This window comes from Thermanaerovibrio acidaminovorans DSM 6589, from assembly GCF_000024905.1.
GTDB lineage: Bacteria > Synergistota > Synergistia > Synergistales > Synergistaceae > Thermanaerovibrio > Thermanaerovibrio acidaminovorans.
In genome coordinates this window covers 659,131-676,125 of record NC_013522.1, presented here as the reverse complement: position 1 = coordinate 676,125, position 16,995 = coordinate 659,131, and the positions used below count along the sequence as shown (strand labels likewise).

General features: G+C 63.3%; 18 protein-coding genes. All 18 read right to left on the bottom strand.

Going from position 1 to position 16,995, the window contains the following annotated elements; translation table 11 throughout:
- Positions 1 to 124: 124 nt before the first annotated feature.
- A complete protein-coding gene (locus TACI_RS03220) occupies positions 125 to 1,360 on the bottom strand; it encodes a M20 family metallo-hydrolase (protein WP_012869393.1) in 1,236 nt (411 codons plus the stop codon).
- 25 nt (positions 1,361 to 1,385) lie between these two features.
- A complete protein-coding gene (gene pgsA, locus TACI_RS03215) occupies positions 1,386 to 1,931 on the bottom strand; it encodes a CDP-diacylglycerol--glycerol-3-phosphate 3-phosphatidyltransferase (RefSeq protein ID WP_012869392.1) in 546 nt (181 codons plus the stop codon).
- 104 nt (positions 1,932 to 2,035) lie between these two features.
- On the bottom strand, positions 2,036 to 2,740 hold the full coding sequence (locus TACI_RS03210) for an ABC transporter ATP-binding protein (protein WP_012869391.1): 705 nt from the start codon (positions 2,738 to 2,740) through the stop codon (positions 2,036 to 2,038).
- Positions 2,733 to 3,479, bottom strand: a complete 747-nt coding sequence (locus TACI_RS03205; RefSeq protein ID WP_164925352.1) for an ABC transporter ATP-binding protein — start codon at positions 3,477 to 3,479, stop codon at positions 2,733 to 2,735. Before TACI_RS03205 ends, TACI_RS03210 begins: the two co-directional genes overlap by 8 nt.
- Before the next feature lie 39 nt (positions 3,480 to 3,518).
- Positions 3,519 to 4,562, bottom strand: coding sequence for a branched-chain amino acid ABC transporter permease (locus TACI_RS03200; protein ID WP_012869389.1), 1,044 nt, complete (start codon positions 4,560 to 4,562; stop codon positions 3,519 to 3,521).
- Positions 4,559 to 5,452: a branched-chain amino acid ABC transporter permease gene (locus TACI_RS03195; protein WP_012869388.1), complete on the bottom strand. Its 894-nt coding sequence runs from the start codon at positions 5,450 to 5,452 to the stop codon at positions 4,559 to 4,561. Before TACI_RS03195 ends, TACI_RS03200 begins: the two co-directional genes overlap by 4 nt.
- A gap of 72 nt (positions 5,453 to 5,524) precedes the next feature.
- Entirely contained in the window at positions 5,525 to 6,661 is a 1,137-nt protein-coding gene (locus TACI_RS03190; RefSeq protein WP_012869387.1) for an ABC transporter substrate-binding protein, read from the bottom strand.
- A gap of 166 nt (positions 6,662 to 6,827) precedes the next feature.
- Entirely contained in the window at positions 6,828 to 7,511 is a 684-nt protein-coding gene (locus TACI_RS03185; RefSeq protein WP_012869386.1) for an anaerobic ribonucleoside-triphosphate reductase activating protein, read from the bottom strand.
- Positions 7,511 to 9,640, bottom strand: a complete 2,130-nt coding sequence (nrdD, locus tag TACI_RS03180; RefSeq protein ID WP_012869385.1) for an anaerobic ribonucleoside-triphosphate reductase — start codon at positions 9,638 to 9,640, stop codon at positions 7,511 to 7,513. Before nrdD ends, TACI_RS03185 begins: the two co-directional genes overlap by 1 nt.
- Positions 9,627 to 10,106, bottom strand: coding sequence for a transcriptional regulator NrdR (gene nrdR, locus TACI_RS03175; protein WP_012869384.1), 480 nt, complete (start codon positions 10,104 to 10,106; stop codon positions 9,627 to 9,629). The genes nrdD and nrdR overlap by 14 nt, the downstream gene beginning before the upstream one ends.
- 234 nt (positions 10,107 to 10,340) lie before the next feature.
- Positions 10,341 to 10,796, bottom strand: a complete 456-nt coding sequence (locus TACI_RS03170; RefSeq protein WP_012869383.1) for a GatB/YqeY domain-containing protein — start codon at positions 10,794 to 10,796, stop codon at positions 10,341 to 10,343.
- On the bottom strand, positions 10,796 to 10,978 hold the full coding sequence (rpsU, locus tag TACI_RS03165) for a 30S ribosomal protein S21 (protein ID WP_012869382.1): 183 nt from the start codon (positions 10,976 to 10,978) through the stop codon (positions 10,796 to 10,798). Before rpsU ends, TACI_RS03170 begins: the two co-directional genes overlap by 1 nt.
- A 31-nt stretch (positions 10,979 to 11,009) precedes the next feature.
- Positions 11,010 to 11,348, bottom strand: coding sequence for a histidine triad nucleotide-binding protein (locus TACI_RS03160; protein WP_012869381.1), 339 nt, complete (start codon positions 11,346 to 11,348; stop codon positions 11,010 to 11,012).
- A gap of 34 nt (positions 11,349 to 11,382) precedes the next feature.
- Positions 11,383 to 12,456 carry a J domain-containing protein gene (locus TACI_RS03155; RefSeq protein WP_164925124.1) on the bottom strand — a complete coding sequence of 358 codons (1,074 nt, stop codon included), beginning with the start codon at positions 12,454 to 12,456 and terminating at the stop codon, positions 11,383 to 11,385.
- 1 nt (position 12,457) lies between these two features.
- Positions 12,458 to 14,032, bottom strand: coding sequence for an Hsp70 family protein (locus TACI_RS03150; RefSeq protein ID WP_012869379.1), 1,575 nt, complete (start codon positions 14,030 to 14,032; stop codon positions 12,458 to 12,460).
- A gap of 62 nt (positions 14,033 to 14,094) precedes the next feature.
- A complete protein-coding gene (locus TACI_RS03145; protein WP_012869378.1) occupies positions 14,095 to 15,414 on the bottom strand; it encodes a MiaB/RimO family radical SAM methylthiotransferase in 1,320 nt (439 codons plus the stop codon).
- Positions 15,411 to 16,136, bottom strand: a complete 726-nt coding sequence (locus TACI_RS03140; protein ID WP_333645013.1) for an RsmE family RNA methyltransferase — start codon at positions 16,134 to 16,136, stop codon at positions 15,411 to 15,413. The genes TACI_RS03145 and TACI_RS03140 overlap by 4 nt, the downstream gene beginning before the upstream one ends.
- Positions 16,111 to 16,977, bottom strand: a complete 867-nt coding sequence (locus TACI_RS03135; protein ID WP_012869376.1) for a 50S ribosomal protein L11 methyltransferase — start codon at positions 16,975 to 16,977, stop codon at positions 16,111 to 16,113. The genes TACI_RS03140 and TACI_RS03135 overlap by 26 nt, the downstream gene beginning before the upstream one ends.
- Positions 16,978 to 16,995: the final 18 nt, after the last annotated feature.

The following is a 16,995-nucleotide window of genomic DNA, read 5'->3' as shown; positions in this document are numbered from 1 at the left end:
TTTGCAAAAATCAACCCTTAAGCTTCAAAACCCGCGGACCGGATCCCCTCCCCAGTGGAACGGAGGTCACTAAAAAAGCCCCGGGGAGCCATAACCCGGGGCAGACAGCGGAACCGAACTTGATTTAAGCAAACATCCGGGCGAAGACCCTGGCCTCGTTCAGCATGTGCTCCACCAGGGCGTACTCGCCGGGCATGTGGGCCGTGTCGGTCTCCTGGGCCCAGACCGCCGCAGGGATGCCGTTGGCCCTGAAGAAGGCGGCGCAGGTGCCGCCCCCTATGCCCCCCACCCGGGGGCTTACCCCCAGGACCGACTGAACCGACCGGGTCAAAAGCTCCACCACCGGGGAGGCGGGATCGGTCACCGGCGTGGGATCCCCCTTCTGGAGGAACCGGTGGGAGACCTTGGCCCCGTAGGCGTCCTCCACCTTACGGACCTCGGCGGCGATCACCTTCTCCACCTCAGACACCGGCACGTGGGGCAGCACCCGACAGTCCAGGGCGAAGACCTCCCTCCCCGGCACGGTGTTCACGTTGGCCACGTTCTGAAGTCGCCTGGTGGGCTCGAAGGTGGATATCGCGGGCTCGAAGAGGGGGTCCGACTCGGGAAACGCGCTCCTCAAGGCCCTGTCCAGGTTCACCGACAGCTCGTTGGCCACCCGGCAGGCGTTGATCCCCTGATCGGGGCGGCTGGCGTGGACCTGACGGCCCAGCACCTGGAACTCGACCCATAGGATGGTCTTCTCCGCCACCTCGATGAAGTCCCCTGCCTCGTTCCCACCATCGGGCACCAGGACCAGGTCGGAGGGGGAGAACAGGTCCCGATGCTCCCTCATGAGGAAGCCGATGCCGTGCTCGCTACCCACCTCCTCGTCCGCCACGAAGGCGAGACACACCTCCCGCCCGGGTCCCCCCTGGTCCACCACCGCCTTGAGGGCGAAGAGGGACGCCACCAGCTCCTGACCGTTGTCGTTGGCCCCCCGGCCGATCACCATCCCGTCCCTCACCACCGGCTCGAAGGGATCCGACTCCCATAGGCCCCGGTCCCCCTCGGGGACCACGTCCATGTGGGTGAAGATCCAAAGCCGCGGAAGGTCCCGGTAGCTCCCCGGCACCCTTAGCACCAGGTTGGGCCTCACGCCCCCCTTGGCCCTAGGATCCGGCGAGCCGTACATCTCCACGGGACCCAGGCCCAGAGAGGACACCAGGGACTCGATGTAGAGCGCCTTGTCATACTCCCCTAGACCGCCGTCATCGGGGGATATGGCAGGACGCCTCACCAGCCCGCACAGGGCCTCCACCATGGCCCCCTCGTAGGCCAAGACCTTATCGTCCAACGGATCGCCACAGAATCTGCTCAAGGGAACACCTCCAGAGGGGTTAATGTCAGCGGCTCAGGAAATCCTTGCCCTTTATGAGATAGTCCATTCCGGACCACACGGTGAGGATCATGGCCACCCACATGACCCATATGCCTCCCGGCAGGTCCAGTATCATCATCGATATGGCCACGATCTGGCTCACCGTCTTGGCCTTGCCCCCCTTGCTGGCGGCTATGACCACCCCCTCAGCGGCAGCCACCATCCTGAGACCGGTGACTATGAACTCCCTGGAGACCACCACCACCACGATCCAGGCTGGAAGCCGCTGAAGCTCCACCAGCGCCACCAACACGGCGGTCACCAGGATCTTGTCCGCCAGGGGGTCGATGAACTTGCCCAGGTTGGTCACCATCCCCCGCTTCCTGGCTATGTAGCCGTCCGCCGCATCGGTCACGGAGGCCACCACGAACACCAGAAGGGCCAGCAGGTCCCCCAAAGGCATCCCAAGGAAGCTACCGAACTGGGTCCTCATGGTGAGGATAACCATCACCACCGGGGCCAGGAAAACCCTAGAAAGGCTCAACAGGTTGGGAAGGTTAAGAGACGACACGGCACATCCCTCCGATTTTTTTGTAGGGGCTCGGGCCCTCAGGAAATTTATATCACATAAAAAGAGAAAAGGGGCCCGAAGGCCCCTAGATGAACCGACGAAAGTCAACCTCCCAGGTAGGCCTCCTTGACCCGCGGATCCTCCAGGAGCTTACTCCCCGGGCCATCCAACACCAGGGAGCCCACCTCAAGCACGTAGGCGTAGTCCGCCACCTTGAGGGCGGCGAAGGCGTTCTGCTCCACCAGCAGCACCGTCTTGCCCTCCACGTTGATCGCCTGGATTATCTCGAAGACCTCCTTGACCAACAATGGGGCCAATCCCAGGGAGGGCTCATCCATCATGACCAGGTCCGGCTGGCTCATGAGGGCCCTCCCCAGGGCAAGCATCTGTTGCTCCCCGCCGGAGAGGGTGCCCCCCTTCTGCCAGGTCCTCTCCTTAAGACGGGGGAACAGCTCGAAGACCCAGTCCAGCGTGGCCTTCACCCCCACCTGGTCATCCCTTATGTAGGCCCCCAACATCAGGTTCTCCATCACCGTGAGATGCGGGAAGATCCTACGCCCCTCGGGGCAAAGGGCGATGCCGCTCCTCAATACGGACTCGGGGGTCATCTGGGTCACGTCCCCCCCGTTCCAACGGACCCTGCCCCTCTTGTCCTTCACCAGGCCCGCTATGGCCCTCAGGGTGCTCGACTTACCCGCCCCGTTGGCCCCTATGAGGGTAACGATCTTGCCCTTGGGCACCTCCATGGATATGCCCTTGAGGGCGTGGATCCCGCCGTAGTGGACGTGAAGGGCCTCCACCTCAAGCATGCTCCAGCGCCTCCTCCCCAAGGTAGGCCTCTATGACCTTCGGGTTGGACCTTATCTCCTCCGGAAGGCCCTCGGCTATGATGGTCCCATAGTCCAGAACCCATATGTACTCCGATATGCCCATGACCACCTTCATGTCGTGCTCGATGAGGAGTATGGTGAGGCCGAACCTGTCCCGGATGTTCCTGATGAAACCCATCAGCTCCAGGGACTCCTGGGGGTTCATGCCCGCCGCAGGCTCGTCGAGCAGGAGGAACGAGGGACCGGTGGCCAGGGCCCGGGCTATCTCCAGCCTCCGCTGAGCCCCGTAGGGAAGCGACGTGGCCATCTCGAAGGCCAGCTTCCCAAGCCCCACTGACTCCAGGAGCTCCATCCCCCTCTCCCTTATCTCCCTCTCCTCCCGGAGGTGCGACGGTAGCATCAGGGGAGCCGCCCACCAGGGGGACCGTTGCCTCACCCGGAAGCCCACCAGAACGTTCTCCAGCACGGTGCCCCCCGAGAAGAGCCTTATGTTCTGGAAGGTCCTGGCCATCCCCCGGGCGCAAACCTTGTGGGGGGGGAGCCCGGTTATGTCCTCCCCGTTGAAGAACACGTGACCCTCCGTGGGGGTGTAGAAACCGGTCATTATGTTGAAGCAGGTGGTCTTCCCCGCCCCGTTGGGACCTATGAGGCTCACTATGCCGCCCCGCTTGACCGCTATCTCGAAGCCGTTAACCGCCGTGAGGCCCCCAAAGCGCATCACTATCCCCTGGGTCCTCAGTATGTGCTCCTCCAAGGATCACGCCCCCCTTCTGGTGAGAAGACCAATGAGGGCGTCCCAGGACCACTCCCGCTGGCCCATCATGCCCTCCCGACGGAAGAGGATTATGAACAGCAACGCCAGGGAGAAGATCACCATCCTCATGCCCGGGATGCCCGGGATGTGAATGGGCCCCAGGTCGATGGGGTTCTCCACGAACCTGAGCCACTCCAGCAGGATGGTTATCACCACGCTACCAAGCACGCTGCCGGTCACGGACCCAAGACCACCGGCCACCACTATCATCAACACGTTGAAGGTGAGCAGGAAGGTGAACATCTTGGGGTCTATGGTGGTTATCAGGCTCCCCATGAGGGCCCCGCCAACCCCGGCGAAGAAGGCCCCGATGGTGAAGGACGTGACCCGGTAGCGGAAGGTGTCGATCCCCATGGCCCGGGAGGCAACCTCGTCATCCCTTATGGCCTTGAGGCAGTTGCCGAAGTTGCTCCTAAGGAGGCTTACCACCACGTAGAGGGTGATGAGAAACCATCCCCAGTTCCACCACAGGTTCGCATAAGGAGGAATCCCCTTTATGCCCAGGGCACCGTTGGTGACCGACTTGGCGTTGGTGAAAACCACCCTTATTATCTCCGCGAACCCGAGGGAGGCTATCCCAAGGTAGTCCCCCCCGAGCCGAAGCACCGGCATGGCTATCACCAGGCCGAAGAGGGCCGCCATTATCCCCCCCGCCAAGACCGCCACGAAGAATGGGGCCTGCATCACCGACAGGGGCCAGATGAGGGGATCCAGGATGTAGATCATCTCCTTCTGTATGGGGGGGAGGATCAGGAGCGCACAGGTATAGGCCCCCACCGCCATGAACCCCGCGTGCCCCAGGGAGAACATGCCGGTGAAGCCGTATATCAGGTTGAGGCTCACCGCCAGGATGGCGTTGATAGCGATCAGGTTCAGCACCTGGATCTTGTAGCCGTCCAGGTGGCCATCGGCCCACCAAAGGAAGAGGCCCAGGAGGGCAAGACAGGCGCCGTTGAGGATCAGATCTCTCTTCTTCTTGTCCATCATACCTTATCCTCCAGCTTCTCACCCATGAGTCCGGTGGGTTTGAAAAGAAGAATCAGTATAAGCAGAACGAAGGCGAAGGCATCCCGATATCCCGACAGGGTGGGCATGAAGGCTACGATCATTATCTCGATGAACCCCAGCATCATGCCCCCCACCAGGGCCCCGTGGATAGAGCCGATGCCCCCTATGACCGCCGCTATGAAGGCTTTGAAGCCCGGGAAGATGCCCATCAGCGGGTGGATCTGGGGATAGCGGAGGGACCACATTATCCCCGCCGCGGCGGCCAGGGCGGACCCCAGGCCGAAGGTCATGGCTATTATGTGGTCCACCTTCACCCCCATAAGCCGGGTGGTCTCTATGTCCTTGGATATGGCCCTCATGGCCAACCCGGGCTTGGTCCGGTAGACCACCCAGAAGAGGAAGGCCACCAGGAGCAACGACACCACAGGCACCACCACTGCCAACGGAAGGATCCGGACGTTCCCCAGCTCCACCACCCTCACCAGCCACTCGGGAGAGGGCACCGGACGGGGGATGCCGGAGAAGACCACGATGCAAACGTTCTCGATAAAGAAGGAGACCCCTATGGCGCTTATTAGGGCACTTATCCTGGGCGCGTCCCTCAAGGGCCTGTAGGCGATCCGATCCACCATTATCCCTATGCCCGCCACCGCCACCACCGAAAGCACCACAGCCGCGGACCACGGGAAGTTGAACAGGGTGAAGCTCCAGAAGACCCCATAGGCCCCCAGCATGAAAACGTCCCCGTGGGCGAAGTTTATAAGCCTCAGTATCCCGTAGACCATGGTGTAACCGATGGCCACCAGTCCGTAGAGGCTCCCAAGCATCAGGGCGTTAAACAGATGTTGTATAAACATATCCAGGCTCAACTATCAACACCCTCCCCCAAGGAACGCGGGGGAAGAGGATCCCCCTTCCCCCGCATCGAGTTGTAGTTCCCCCTACAGCTTGGGCTCCACGGTGGTGAGGAAGATCCTCTTGCCGTTCTTGATCTGCATTATGCCCACCGGCTTCTCCGCGTCCCCGGTGGCGTTTATGTTGGTCACCCCGGTGACCCCCAAGAAGCCCTTGGTGGACGCCAAGGCGTTCCTTATAGCCTCGGGCTCCGCCTTGCCCGCCCGTTTTATGGCGTCAATGATCAGCATGTAGGTGTCGTACCCAAGGGCGGCGTTCACGTTGGGCTCCTTGCCAGGGAACTCCTTCCGCCAGCGCTCGGTGAACTTCTTGGCTACCGGGTTCATGTTCTTCATGGTGGGATCGTACGGGAAGGTGGTGTAGGCGAAGCCCTCAACCGCCTTACCTCCGATCTTGACTATGTCCGGGTTGTCCATGGCGTCCCCACCCAGGATGTGGAACTTGGCCCCCAGGTCCCGGGCCTGCTTCATTATGATGGCCCCCTCGGCGAAGTAGGAGGGGATGAAGAGCACGTCCGGGTTCTTGCTCTTGATCTCCGTCAGCTGGGCGGTGAAGTCCTGGTCACCGGAGTTGTAGCTCAGCTTGGCCACGATCTTGCCGCCCCCCTTGGTGAAGGCCTTCTCGAAGAATGAGGCGAGCCCCACGCTGTAGTCCTGGGCCACGTCGATGAGCAGGGCAGCGTTCTTAGCCTTCAGGTCCCTCATGGCGAAGGCGGCGGCCCCGGCACCCTGATAGGGATCTATGAAGCATGTACGGAAGTAGTACTTCTTGCCCTGGGTCACCAACGGGTTGGTGCAGGAGGTGCCCACCGCGGGGATTTTGGCCTTCTCGGATATCTCGCCCCCCGCCATGGCCAGGGAGGAGCCGTAGGTGCCTATTATGGCCACCACCTTCTCCTTCTCCACCAGGCGCTTAACCGCATTGGCGGCCTCCACCTTGTCGGACTTGTTGTCCACCACCACCAGCTCCACCTTCTTGCCCAACACCGTGCCAGCCTCCCGGTGGGCCATCTTGACCCCCTCCAGCTCTAGCTGGCCACCGAAGGCGTTCTGACCCGTCAGCGGCAGGTACACCCCTATCCGGATGGTGTCCGCCGCCAGGGCACCCCCAGCGAAGACCATGGCCAACAACAACCCAAGACCAACTACCTTGAAGCCCTTCATTCCCATACCCCCTATCGCTTTTGAAGACTAAACCGACGATCTAATTATACCAATGGGGTATAATAAAACAAAGGGCCGGAGAGAATTTTTGAGAAATTAAACCCTAAATCCGCTCCGACCCCTTGTTGTTGGCAACGAGCCCGGCTATATCAGCTAAAATTAAAACCTATGCCCCGATGCCCCTTACCCGGATACCCCTAAGCTCTTCCTCCAGGGGCGCCGGGCTGGCCGGGTCCTCCTGGTCCAGGGAGGGATCCAGGCACCTGCCGGGCCTGAAAAGCTGCACCACCCAGTGGGCGTCGTCCTTCAGCATGAACCGAATGGCCTTGATATCCTCCAGCGACAGGAGCTTAGGAACCCAGGTAGTCCTCAGCTCGTAATCGCCCCCCCAGGACCTTATGATCCCGATCGATGTCCTAACCTTGGAGGCCACATCGAAGCCCCCGGTCAGGTCCCCGTACCGGTCCCAGGGGGCCTTCACGTCCAGGGCCACAAAGTCCACCAGACCCCGGGATAGGAGGTCCTGGAGCACCTCCGGATAGGTGCCGTTGGTGTCCAGCTTAACCTTGAGCCCCATGGACCTTATCCTTGCCATCAGCTCCCCAAGGCCCCGGTGCATGCAGGGCTCTCCCCCGCTTATGCACACCCCGTCCAGGAAGGCCCTACGCCCCTCCACCACCCGGAGGAAGGCCTCCGGGCCGTCCCCCGCCACCGGAACCGGCACCAGCTCCGGGTTGTGGCAGAAGGGGCACCGGAGGTTGCATCCCGCGGTGAACAGGCTGGCGCAGACCATGCCAGGCCAGTCCAGTAGGGAGGTGGGCACGTACCCCCCCACGATCACCTGACACATCAGGACACCGCCACCCGGCTGCGATCCCTGAGCTCCCCCCTCTTGCCCGCGTTCCAGCTGGAGGTCCTGGTGAAGTAACCGGTTATCCTGGTTATCCCGTCCACGTCGGCGGACCCGCAGGTGGGACAGCTCTCGAACAGCCCCCGGTGTACCCGGTTGCAGGAGTTGCAAACGGTGAACTCCGGGCTGAAGGCCACCTGGGCGTTCTCGCTGTGGTGGAATATCTTCTGCACCAGGGAGCTCAACGAGCGGGGATCAGGCTTGTGCTCCCCCATCCACACGTGGGTCAGGGCACCGGCCTTTATCATTGGATGGAACATCCCCTCCTCCACCACCCGCTGGATCGGATCCAGCGCCAGGTGATAGTTCAGGTGGGTGCTGTTGGTGTAGTAGATCTCGTTGGTCCTGAAGTCCCCCTTGATGACCCGGGAGGCCTCCTCCGGGAAGGTCTTCAGGTCCAGCTTGGCGAACCGATGGGCGGTGCTCTCCGCCGGGGTCTGCTCCAGCACCATCTTCACCCCGTAGCGCTCGCTCAACTGGTCGCACTTGAGCTCCATGTACTTGATCACCGACAGGGCCAGGTCCAGCGCCCCCTTGTCCTCGTGGAGCTCATGTCCGGTCATCACCTGGACCATCTCGTTGACCCCCAGGATCCCTATCAGGTGAGAGGCCTTGTGGAACCGGAGGTAGGCCTCCCCGTCGTGATCCACGCAGAGGGCGCTAAGGGGCCCCCGCTTGCCCAGGTCGAGTATCTCCTTGATGAAGGCCCTCTTCTGCATGTGGGCCTTGGCGGATAGCTCCATGTACTGATCCACCAGGTCAAACAGCACCTCCTGGTCCCCCTTGGCCCGGTAAGCCAGCCGGGGCAGGTTGATGGTCACGTTCTGGAGGGCGCAGTAGCGCATCTTCCAGGGCTGGTGGGCCTCCCTCAGGTCCTCCTCGCTGAGCTCGAAGGAGAGCCGGCAGCACTCGGACAGCTTGGCCACCCCACCCCGGTCGAAGACGAAGTAGGTGTTCCCCTTCTCGGAGGCCACCCGGCAGGCCAGTTCCAGGAACTCCTCCCACCCGGGCTCCTTGAAGAAGTAGTCGGTTATGTGAAGGAGCGGCTTAGGGAAGAAGAAGGGCTGCCCCCGGCTGTCCCCCTCCAGGTAGACCTCGAAGAGGGCCTTGAGGAACTTCTTGGACTCCTGATCGTACTCCCCGTAGGTCTTGCCGGTGAACTCCCCACCGGGACCTATGGCGGGCACGTCCCTGAAGTGGTTGGGGATCTCGTAGTAGAGGTTTATGTCCGTGAAGGCCACCTGCCCGCCCCGGCCCCCGGCCAGCTGGTTGAACTCGAAGATAAGCTGCTGGGCCAGCTGCTTGTACTGTCTATCGGTGGCCCCCACCATGTAGGGGGCGAAGAACATGTTCACCGCGTCCCAGCCGATGGCGCCGGCGAAGTTGTTCTGCAACACCGAGGTCATCTTGAGCACGTGGGCCAGCAACACGTCCGCGTGCTTCGCCGGGGCGGAGACGCTGGTTATGGAGGGGATGTTCAGCCCGTAACGGGCCACGTAGGCTATGCTCTGGCCCGAACAGTAGGGCCTGTTGACCATACCTAGGTCGTGAAGGTGGATGTCCCCGTTCAAGTGGGCGGAGGCCACGTCGGGGGAGAACACCTTGCTCAGGGAGTACTCCTTGAGGACCCGCTCGGCTATGGAGAGGTTTATGGACTCCGGGTTATGGGTGGTGTTGCTGTTCTCCTTGTTGGGCTTGAGCAACATGGTCTCCAGGTCGCTGACCGGCAGACCAACCTGGCTGTGATCCGCCAGCTTGGCGTCTAGCCCTCGCTGGAACAGCTTTACGTTCACCATCTCCCTTATGAGCCGGGTGGTGACCCTGTCCCTACCGTAGCGAACTATGTCGTCCTCCACCTCGGAGGCTATGCTGGCCGCCACCTCCGGGTCCACCTGGGCCTCCAGGATGAGGGCGTTCTTTATCCTGACCGGGTCCCACTCGTAACGCTCCTCGTGCCCCAGGGCATCCACCATGAGGGCCAGGTCGGTGGACTCCCCGGCACCGAAGAGGTGCTGTTGACGCCCCCCAAGGGCGCTATCGTTAACGATGACTCCGTCAGTGGTTATCATGCTTATCCTCCCTTTCCTCTATAAGCCGAGCTATCTCCGCGGCAAAGTTGGACAGATCGGTGAACTCCCGGTAGACGGAGGCGAACCTAACGTAGGCCACCTTGTTTATCCTGCGGAGCTCCTCCATGGCCAGGTCCCCCACCTCAAGGCTAAGTACCTCACCGGACTCCCTCTCCCTGAGAAGGGCCTCTATCCGACTGGCCGCCTCCTCCAGAACATCCAGCGGAACCGGCAACTTCTCGCAGGCCCTCATGAGACCCCGGAGCAACTTCTGCCGGTCGAAACTCTCCCGCCTGCCGTCCTTCTTGACCACCCACAGGATCCCCCGCTCCTCCACCTTCTCGTAGGTGGTGAACCGGTATCCGCAGGAGGGACACTCCCGCCTGCGCCTTACGACCCTACCTCCCTCAGACGTCCGGGTCTCGATCACCCGGGTCTCGCTCAAGGAACAACGGGGACAGAGCATGGCACCCTCCAGAACTACTATATATTGTGGCTTGCTAGGGTATGATACACCATATTTGGGGTGTTGGGGAGTGTGAAGGGGGGAAAAGGAGGGGTCCCTGGTCCCATGTTTTTGGGTCTGGAGCCCCTTGCAGATTGTAACGATTACAATCTAGATCCGCAAGACAGGGGGCGGGGACGCCCCGAAGGGTGCGCCCCCGCCCGGTATAGCTGACCTTTAGGTGGCTTCTAACTTCTAAAGGGAGGACAGGTAGGCCGATACCCTCTCCCTAACCCGGTTGCCGTCCGCCCGGCCCTTGACCAAGGGCATGATCCTGCCCATGAGACGGCCCATGTCCTTGGGACCCGTTACGCCAAGCCCAAGCGCCTCCCGGGTCACCAGTTCGTCCAGCTCCCGGTCGGACAGCTGCTCCGGCAGATAGCGCCTAAGAAACTCCGCCTCCAGCATCTCCGCCTGGGCCCTATCGGAGGCACCACAAGCCCGGTACTGCTCCGCCGCCTCCTCCCGTTGCTTTACCAGCCGCTGCACTATGGATATGAAGGCGTCCTCGGACACATCACCGCCCCCACCCTTCTCGGTCATGGCCACCTGAAGGGCGGACTTCAACATGCGAAGCACCGATAGGGCCAGCTGATCCCTCTGCTTCATGGCCGACACCAGGTCAGCCTGAACCCTATCAACCGGCTTCATCAACCAGCCCTCCTGCGATTCTTGGCCTGAGCGGCCTTCTTGCGCTTCTTTATCTCGCTGGGCTTCTCGTAGTGCTCGTGCTTCCTTGCCTCCCGCAGCACGCCCACCTTCCGTAGCTCCCGCTTGAAACGCTTTAGGGTGTCCTCCAAAGACTCATTATCCCTACGAACGACAGTGGTCATCCCTGTTCCCCCCTTTCCTCTGCCACCTGCTCTATCCCGGCGGCCAGTTAAACCGTCGGCCCGCAAGCACGTGAACGTGCAGGTGGGGAATAGTCTGACCGGCCTGTTCTCCGCTGTTCACGACCAGCCGGTAACCACCGCTGACCCCCAACAGCTCCGCCACGCGAACCGCCCCGTCCATAACCGCCCCCCAGACCTCTGAGCCCGGATCGTCGGCGGCACAGGAGATGTGCACCTTTGGCACCACCAAAACGTGTACCGGCGCCATGGGGTTTATGTCGTGAAAGGCCAAGACCCTCTCATCCTCGTAAACCCTCCGGGCCGGCACCCGGCCTGACACTATCTCACAGAATAGACACGGTTCAGCCACAGCAGATTCCCCCGAACAGCCAGTTCCTAACATTCTACTCCATAGGCCTGGTTCTAACAATAGCCGAGGCCCACACCCTCACCGCCGCCGAACCGTGACTGGAGGCCAGCCGCTCCAGCCTGGGCATCATCCACCCCTGAGGCCCCTCCCTCTTGATGAGCCTCAAGGCGGCCCCCAAAAGGTGCTCGTCCTCGAACTTGAGGAACCGGGACATGTCGGACACGTCCGGCAGGCCACACCCCATGGGCCAGGCGTCCAGAAGGGTCACCAAGACCACCGGATCCTGGCTGGAGCAGAAGGGCTTGAACAGGGCCCGATCCCTGGCCCCCCCATACTTTAGCCACCGGATCACCGACACCGCTTCCTCCCGTCCGTAGGAGGCCCCCCAACGGCAGATGGCCCGGGCCACCTCGGAACAGGCGGGGCGGAACATGCCCAGGGCCTTCTTGAGGACCTCCCCGTCCGGCACCCCCCTGGACAGCAGGGAGCCCATTAGCCTCTCCGCCAACGCCCTGTCCTCCAGCCTCCTAAGCTCCTCCATGGCCAAGACCACCACCCCCGGATGCCGGCTGAACAGCCGGGTCTCCAGGTGGGGAGACGAGGAACCATCGTAGGCGGGCCTGGAACGCCTCAATATCCCATCCAGCCGGTTACCCGCCAGGTCCATGGCCTCGCCGATGATTCGCTCCAGCTCCTGGGCCCGCCGCTCCGACTCCCTGCGGCGCCTCTCCTCCTGGTTGAAAATGGCGCTGGCCCCCCGGGCTATGGCGGACCCCAGGGAGCTGAGCCAACCCAAACCCCCAATCCGGATGCCCCGGGACGGCCTCCTGGACCTGGCCCGCCGTTGGGTCCGCCCCTCGTAATAGGTCCCGGTCCCACCGCTGAAGGGGCTCGATGCGCCGGCGGAGGTGGCGGATCCATAGGCCCCGTAGGTGCCCCGCTGGACCGCCTCCCTTATGGACATGTAGGCCCGGTTTATCTCCGCGAAGCGGACCGAGTGCTCTGGCCCCGCCACGTCGGGATGATAGGTCCTGGCTAGCCGCCGAAAGGCACTCTTGACGTCCTCCCAGCTGGCCCCGGGACTCAAGCCCAGGGTCTTGAGATCCATATCAAGGCTCACCGCCAAGCACCCTCTCCATGTCCAACATGAGCCTATCGAAGACCTCCAGGGCCTCCATGGATAGGCCATCGTTCCCAAGGGCCCCTACCCGCCTAACCTTCCCCAGGAGGGAGCTCAACCGGTCCTGAAGTGCCGGGCTCAGGGCAGAGCTGATCCCCACGAGCCGGGACTGCCTCTCCCTTATCTCCCGCTCCAGGTCGAAGGGCACCGCACCCCCCGACAGGGTCAGATCAACCACCCGGCTGGCGGACCAGCCGGAGCCCACCACCTTCACCCGGAGCAGACCCCCGGTGTCCACCACCACCGAGAGGCGCACATCCCCCCGGTAGCCATCCGGCACGTCCACCCGGTATATCACCCTGGAGCCCCGGGGGTCCCTCATGGCCCCCTCCCCCTGAACCAGGTCAATGGAACCGGACATGAGGGACTCCGCCCCGATGGAGACCGACGCCTCCGCGGGAAGTGGAGTCCCCCGCTGGACCAGGGTCTGGACGCAACCGTCCCGCAGAACCACACCCACGGAGGAGCTCAAAACGTCTATCAGGAGCCGCTCTCCGCACTGCCGGGCGAAGAGGCTAGCCCCCAGGACCACCGCCTCATCGGGACAGACCTTAAGGTGCTCTATCTGACCCACCCGCTGGGATAGACGTTGCCTCAGCAGCGGTATCCTGCCGCTACCCCCCACCACCACAAGCCGATCCGGCGAGTGTCGGCGAAAGAGTCGCTCCGCCAACCTCACCACCTCGTCTATGGCGGGGGATATTATGCCCTCCAGGTCCTCCCGGGTGATCCGGATGGTACCCTCGCAACCGAAGCCCGCGGGGGGCACCCACTCCACCGCCTGGACGTCCGACAGGGCTATCTTTATCTGCTCCGCCTCCCGAAGGACCATTATCCACCGGGGGTCCACCTCGTCCATTGGAACGTGACCAAGACACCTCCAGATCCAGACCGCCAGGCGCCGATCCAGGTCGTAACCCCCCAGGTCCTTCCTCCCCAGGCTGTCCAGCACCTGGAACACCCCGTCCTCCCCCTCCAGGACCGATATGTCCAAGGTCCCGCCGCCGAAGTCCAAGATTAGGAACCTGCCGTCGGAGGCCACCGAGAGGGCCGCCGCGGTGGGCTCGTTTATCAACCTCACGAAGTCGAAGCCCGCCCCCTTGGCCGCCCTGTACAGGGCCCCCCTCTCTGGGAAGCCGAAGTGGGCGGGAACGGTTATGACCGCGGAGGTCACGAAGCGCCCCAGCGCCGCCTCCGCGTCCTCCCGCAACAGACACAGGAGGTGGCTCAACAGGTCCTCCGCCCCGTAGGCCCTGCCGCCGCACCGGACAACCCAGTCGGAGCCCAGCTTCCGCTTCACGTCCCACCACACGTCCCCGGAAAGGGGGACCCCCCTAAGGGCGTCCTCACCGCAGAGGAACCGGCCGTCCCGGAAGGCCACGTAGGAGGGGGTACGGGTCTTCCCCCACCGGTTGGTCAAGATCCTGGGCCCCCCATCGGGGGGACAGTAGGAGACCAGGGAGTACCTGGTCCCAAGGTCTATGCCTATCACTGGTTCCCTCAAGATCTCACCTCCCGCGAAGCGAAGGGCCCCTACGCCACCCAGAGAAACCGAAACTCGTAAACCTATAGAGGATATAACAGGTCCCCGGGGGATTCAAACGCCCGGTCCCCAACCACCAGGAGGCCCTCCACCTCCCCGGTGGGCACCACGGACACCACCCGCCCCGGTGGACCCTCATAGGGGAATCGGACCCGGAGGAACGGCTCCGCAAGGCCGTCCCCAATCCGATCCTCCACCCTCTCCACCAGGACCCGGACCTCCCGGCCCACGAACCCCCGGGCGAAATCCCCGAGGGAGCGCCTCCCAAACTCCAACAGGCGCTGGACCCGCTCCCTCACCGTATCATCCTGGGGCCTGGGCCAATGGTAGGCCGCGGTGCCAGGTCTTGGGGAGTAGGGAAAGACGTGAAGGCGCCCCACCCGAGCCTCCTCCAGAACCCTCAGGGTGTTGTCGAAGGCCACCTGGTCCTCCCCTGGGAAGCCCACCATCACGTCGGCGCTCACGTGGAGGTCATCCCCCAGGACCTGCCGGGCCCTGCGAACCATCTCAACGTAGTCCGATCCACCGTAACCCCTGCCCATCCTTCTCAAGACCTGGTCGTCCCCGCTCTGAAGGGGTACGTGAAGGTGGGGCATGAAGGACCGGCTCCCCCCAAGGGCCTCCAGGAGCCGTTGGGACAGCCCGAAGGGCTCTATGGACCCGAAGCGGATCCGCCCAAGTCCCTCCACGGAGGACAGGGCCCTCACCAGGTCCGCCAGGTCAAGGCCGTCCCACCGGTAGTCCCCCAGGTGCACCCCGGTGAGGACCACCTCCAGGGCCCCGGACTCAACCAGGGACCTCACCTCGGACAACACCTCCTGGAAAGGACGGGAGATCGAGGGCCCCCGGAGCTTGGGCACTATGCAGTAGGTGCAGCCCCTGGAGCAACCGTCCTGGACCTTGACGAAGGCCCTGGTGTGCCGGGTGGTCCTTCGGAGGGACAGGGGATCCCACCCGGCGGCGGAGGACCTGTAGACCCCTCCCACCGGGAACCCATGAAGGTGCCTCTCCACCAGGCCCGGTATGGTGCCCTTGAGGCCGTTGGACACCGCCACGTCCACCCCCATGGACTCCAGGTCCTGGTCGGAGACCCGGTTGACCCAGCAGCCACAGACCACCAGTAGGGCCCCTGGGCTCCTGCGCTTGAGACGCCGGAGCTCCTGGCGGGTCTTCCTCTCCGCCTCGGCGGTGACCGCACAGCTCACCAGCACCAGGCAGTCCGCCTCCTCCGGGGCGGAAGGGATCCCCCCCGCCGCCTCCAGCTCCGCCGCCAGGGCATCCCCCTCGTACTGGTTCACCCTGCATCCATGGGAGATCACCTTAAACCTAAAGGGGCGGCTCACCTCTCCACCCCCCAGGACGAGAGTCGAACCAGGCTCACCGCGGCGGCCACCGCGGTGGAGGCCCGAAGAACCCTAGGCCCCAGGGAGACGGGCCTGAACCCCATCCCGATCAGGGCCTCCGCCTCCCAGGGGGCCCAGTCCCCCTCGGGCCCCACCGCCAGGGCAACGTCACCGCAGGGAACCACCTCCCCAATGGGCACCGCCCCATCGGCAAGGAAGGCCCCCAGCCTCAGCTCCGGTAGCCCCGATGGGTCCAGCTCCCGCAGGGAGACCAGATCCCCTATGGTGGGTGGACGAAGGGCCCCACACTGCCTGGTGGACTCCAGCAGGATCCGCCGATATCGTTGGACCTTCCGGTGCCAGTCGTCCGGCCGGGGAACGGACCTCTCGCAGATAACGGGAACTATCTGGTCCACCCCCAGCTCGCAGGAGAACCTCAAGACCTGGTCCCACTGGTCCGCCTTCAACAGCCCCACCAGGAGGACCACCCGGGAGGCATACCCCCCCAGGTCCTCCTGGTCAACCACCTCTTTGGCCTCCACCACTCCGTTGGACACCGAAAGCCGCAGGATAACCCTCCGGCCCTCCTCCAATCCCTCCACCAGGGCCCCGGTGTAGCACCTAAGCACCTTAACAAGGTGCCTGGCCTGCTGAGGGTCCAGCCGGTACCTGCCGGGGAAGAGCCTCTCGCAGGGCTCAAGCCTTATTCGATGCAAGGACACCCCACCAATCGCCCTGGGATGACTCCTTCTCCGGCCGGAGGCGGTTGGCCTCCAGGGCGGACAGGAACTCCTCCCTCTCGGACAGGAGCAGGCCGGAGAAGACGCAGAGGCCCCGGGGGCTCAGCACCCCGTGAACATGGGGTAGCATGCTTATAAGCGGGTCCTTCAGGATGTTGGCGGTGATCAGATCCACCCGGTGCTGGAAGCCCTTTAGCAGATCCCCTTCCTCGAACTGGACCGCCCCCTCCAGGTGGTTCAGCTCCAGGTTCTCACGAAGCTCCGGAAGGACCGTGCCATCCAGGTCCCTGGCGTACACGGTGCCGGCCCCCAGTTTGATGGCCCCTATGGCCAGTATCCCCGAGCCGGTGCCCACATCCAGAAGGGTGAAGCCCGGGCCCAACATTTCCCGGGCATCCTCCAACAGGCCAAGGGCTATCCTGGTGCTCTCGTGGTAGCCGGTGCCGAAGGCGCTACCGGGCTTTATGATCAGCGGGATCCTGTCCGAGCCGCAGGACTGGGCGTGCCACGGGGCGGTTATTATGAACCCCCTGCCGGCCTCCACGGGGGTGAAGCCCTCCTCGCAGACCCGGTACCACTGCTGGTTCTCCAGCTTGCCCGAATCCTCCACCTCCACGTCCACCCCGTCGCCCAGGGCCTCGAGCAGCCGCATCTGCCAGTACCCCAGGTCGTTGGAGGACAGGAAGTAGTAGCGGATCCGGACCCCCTCTGGAAGCTCCTGTATCTCCGAACCGCAGCTCCCCGCCAGGTCCGCGGCGGACATGAGCGCCTCCTCGGAACCATCGGGACCCTTGAGGGTTATGTACCACCAGAACGAGCCCAAAGTTCAACACCTCTCCTC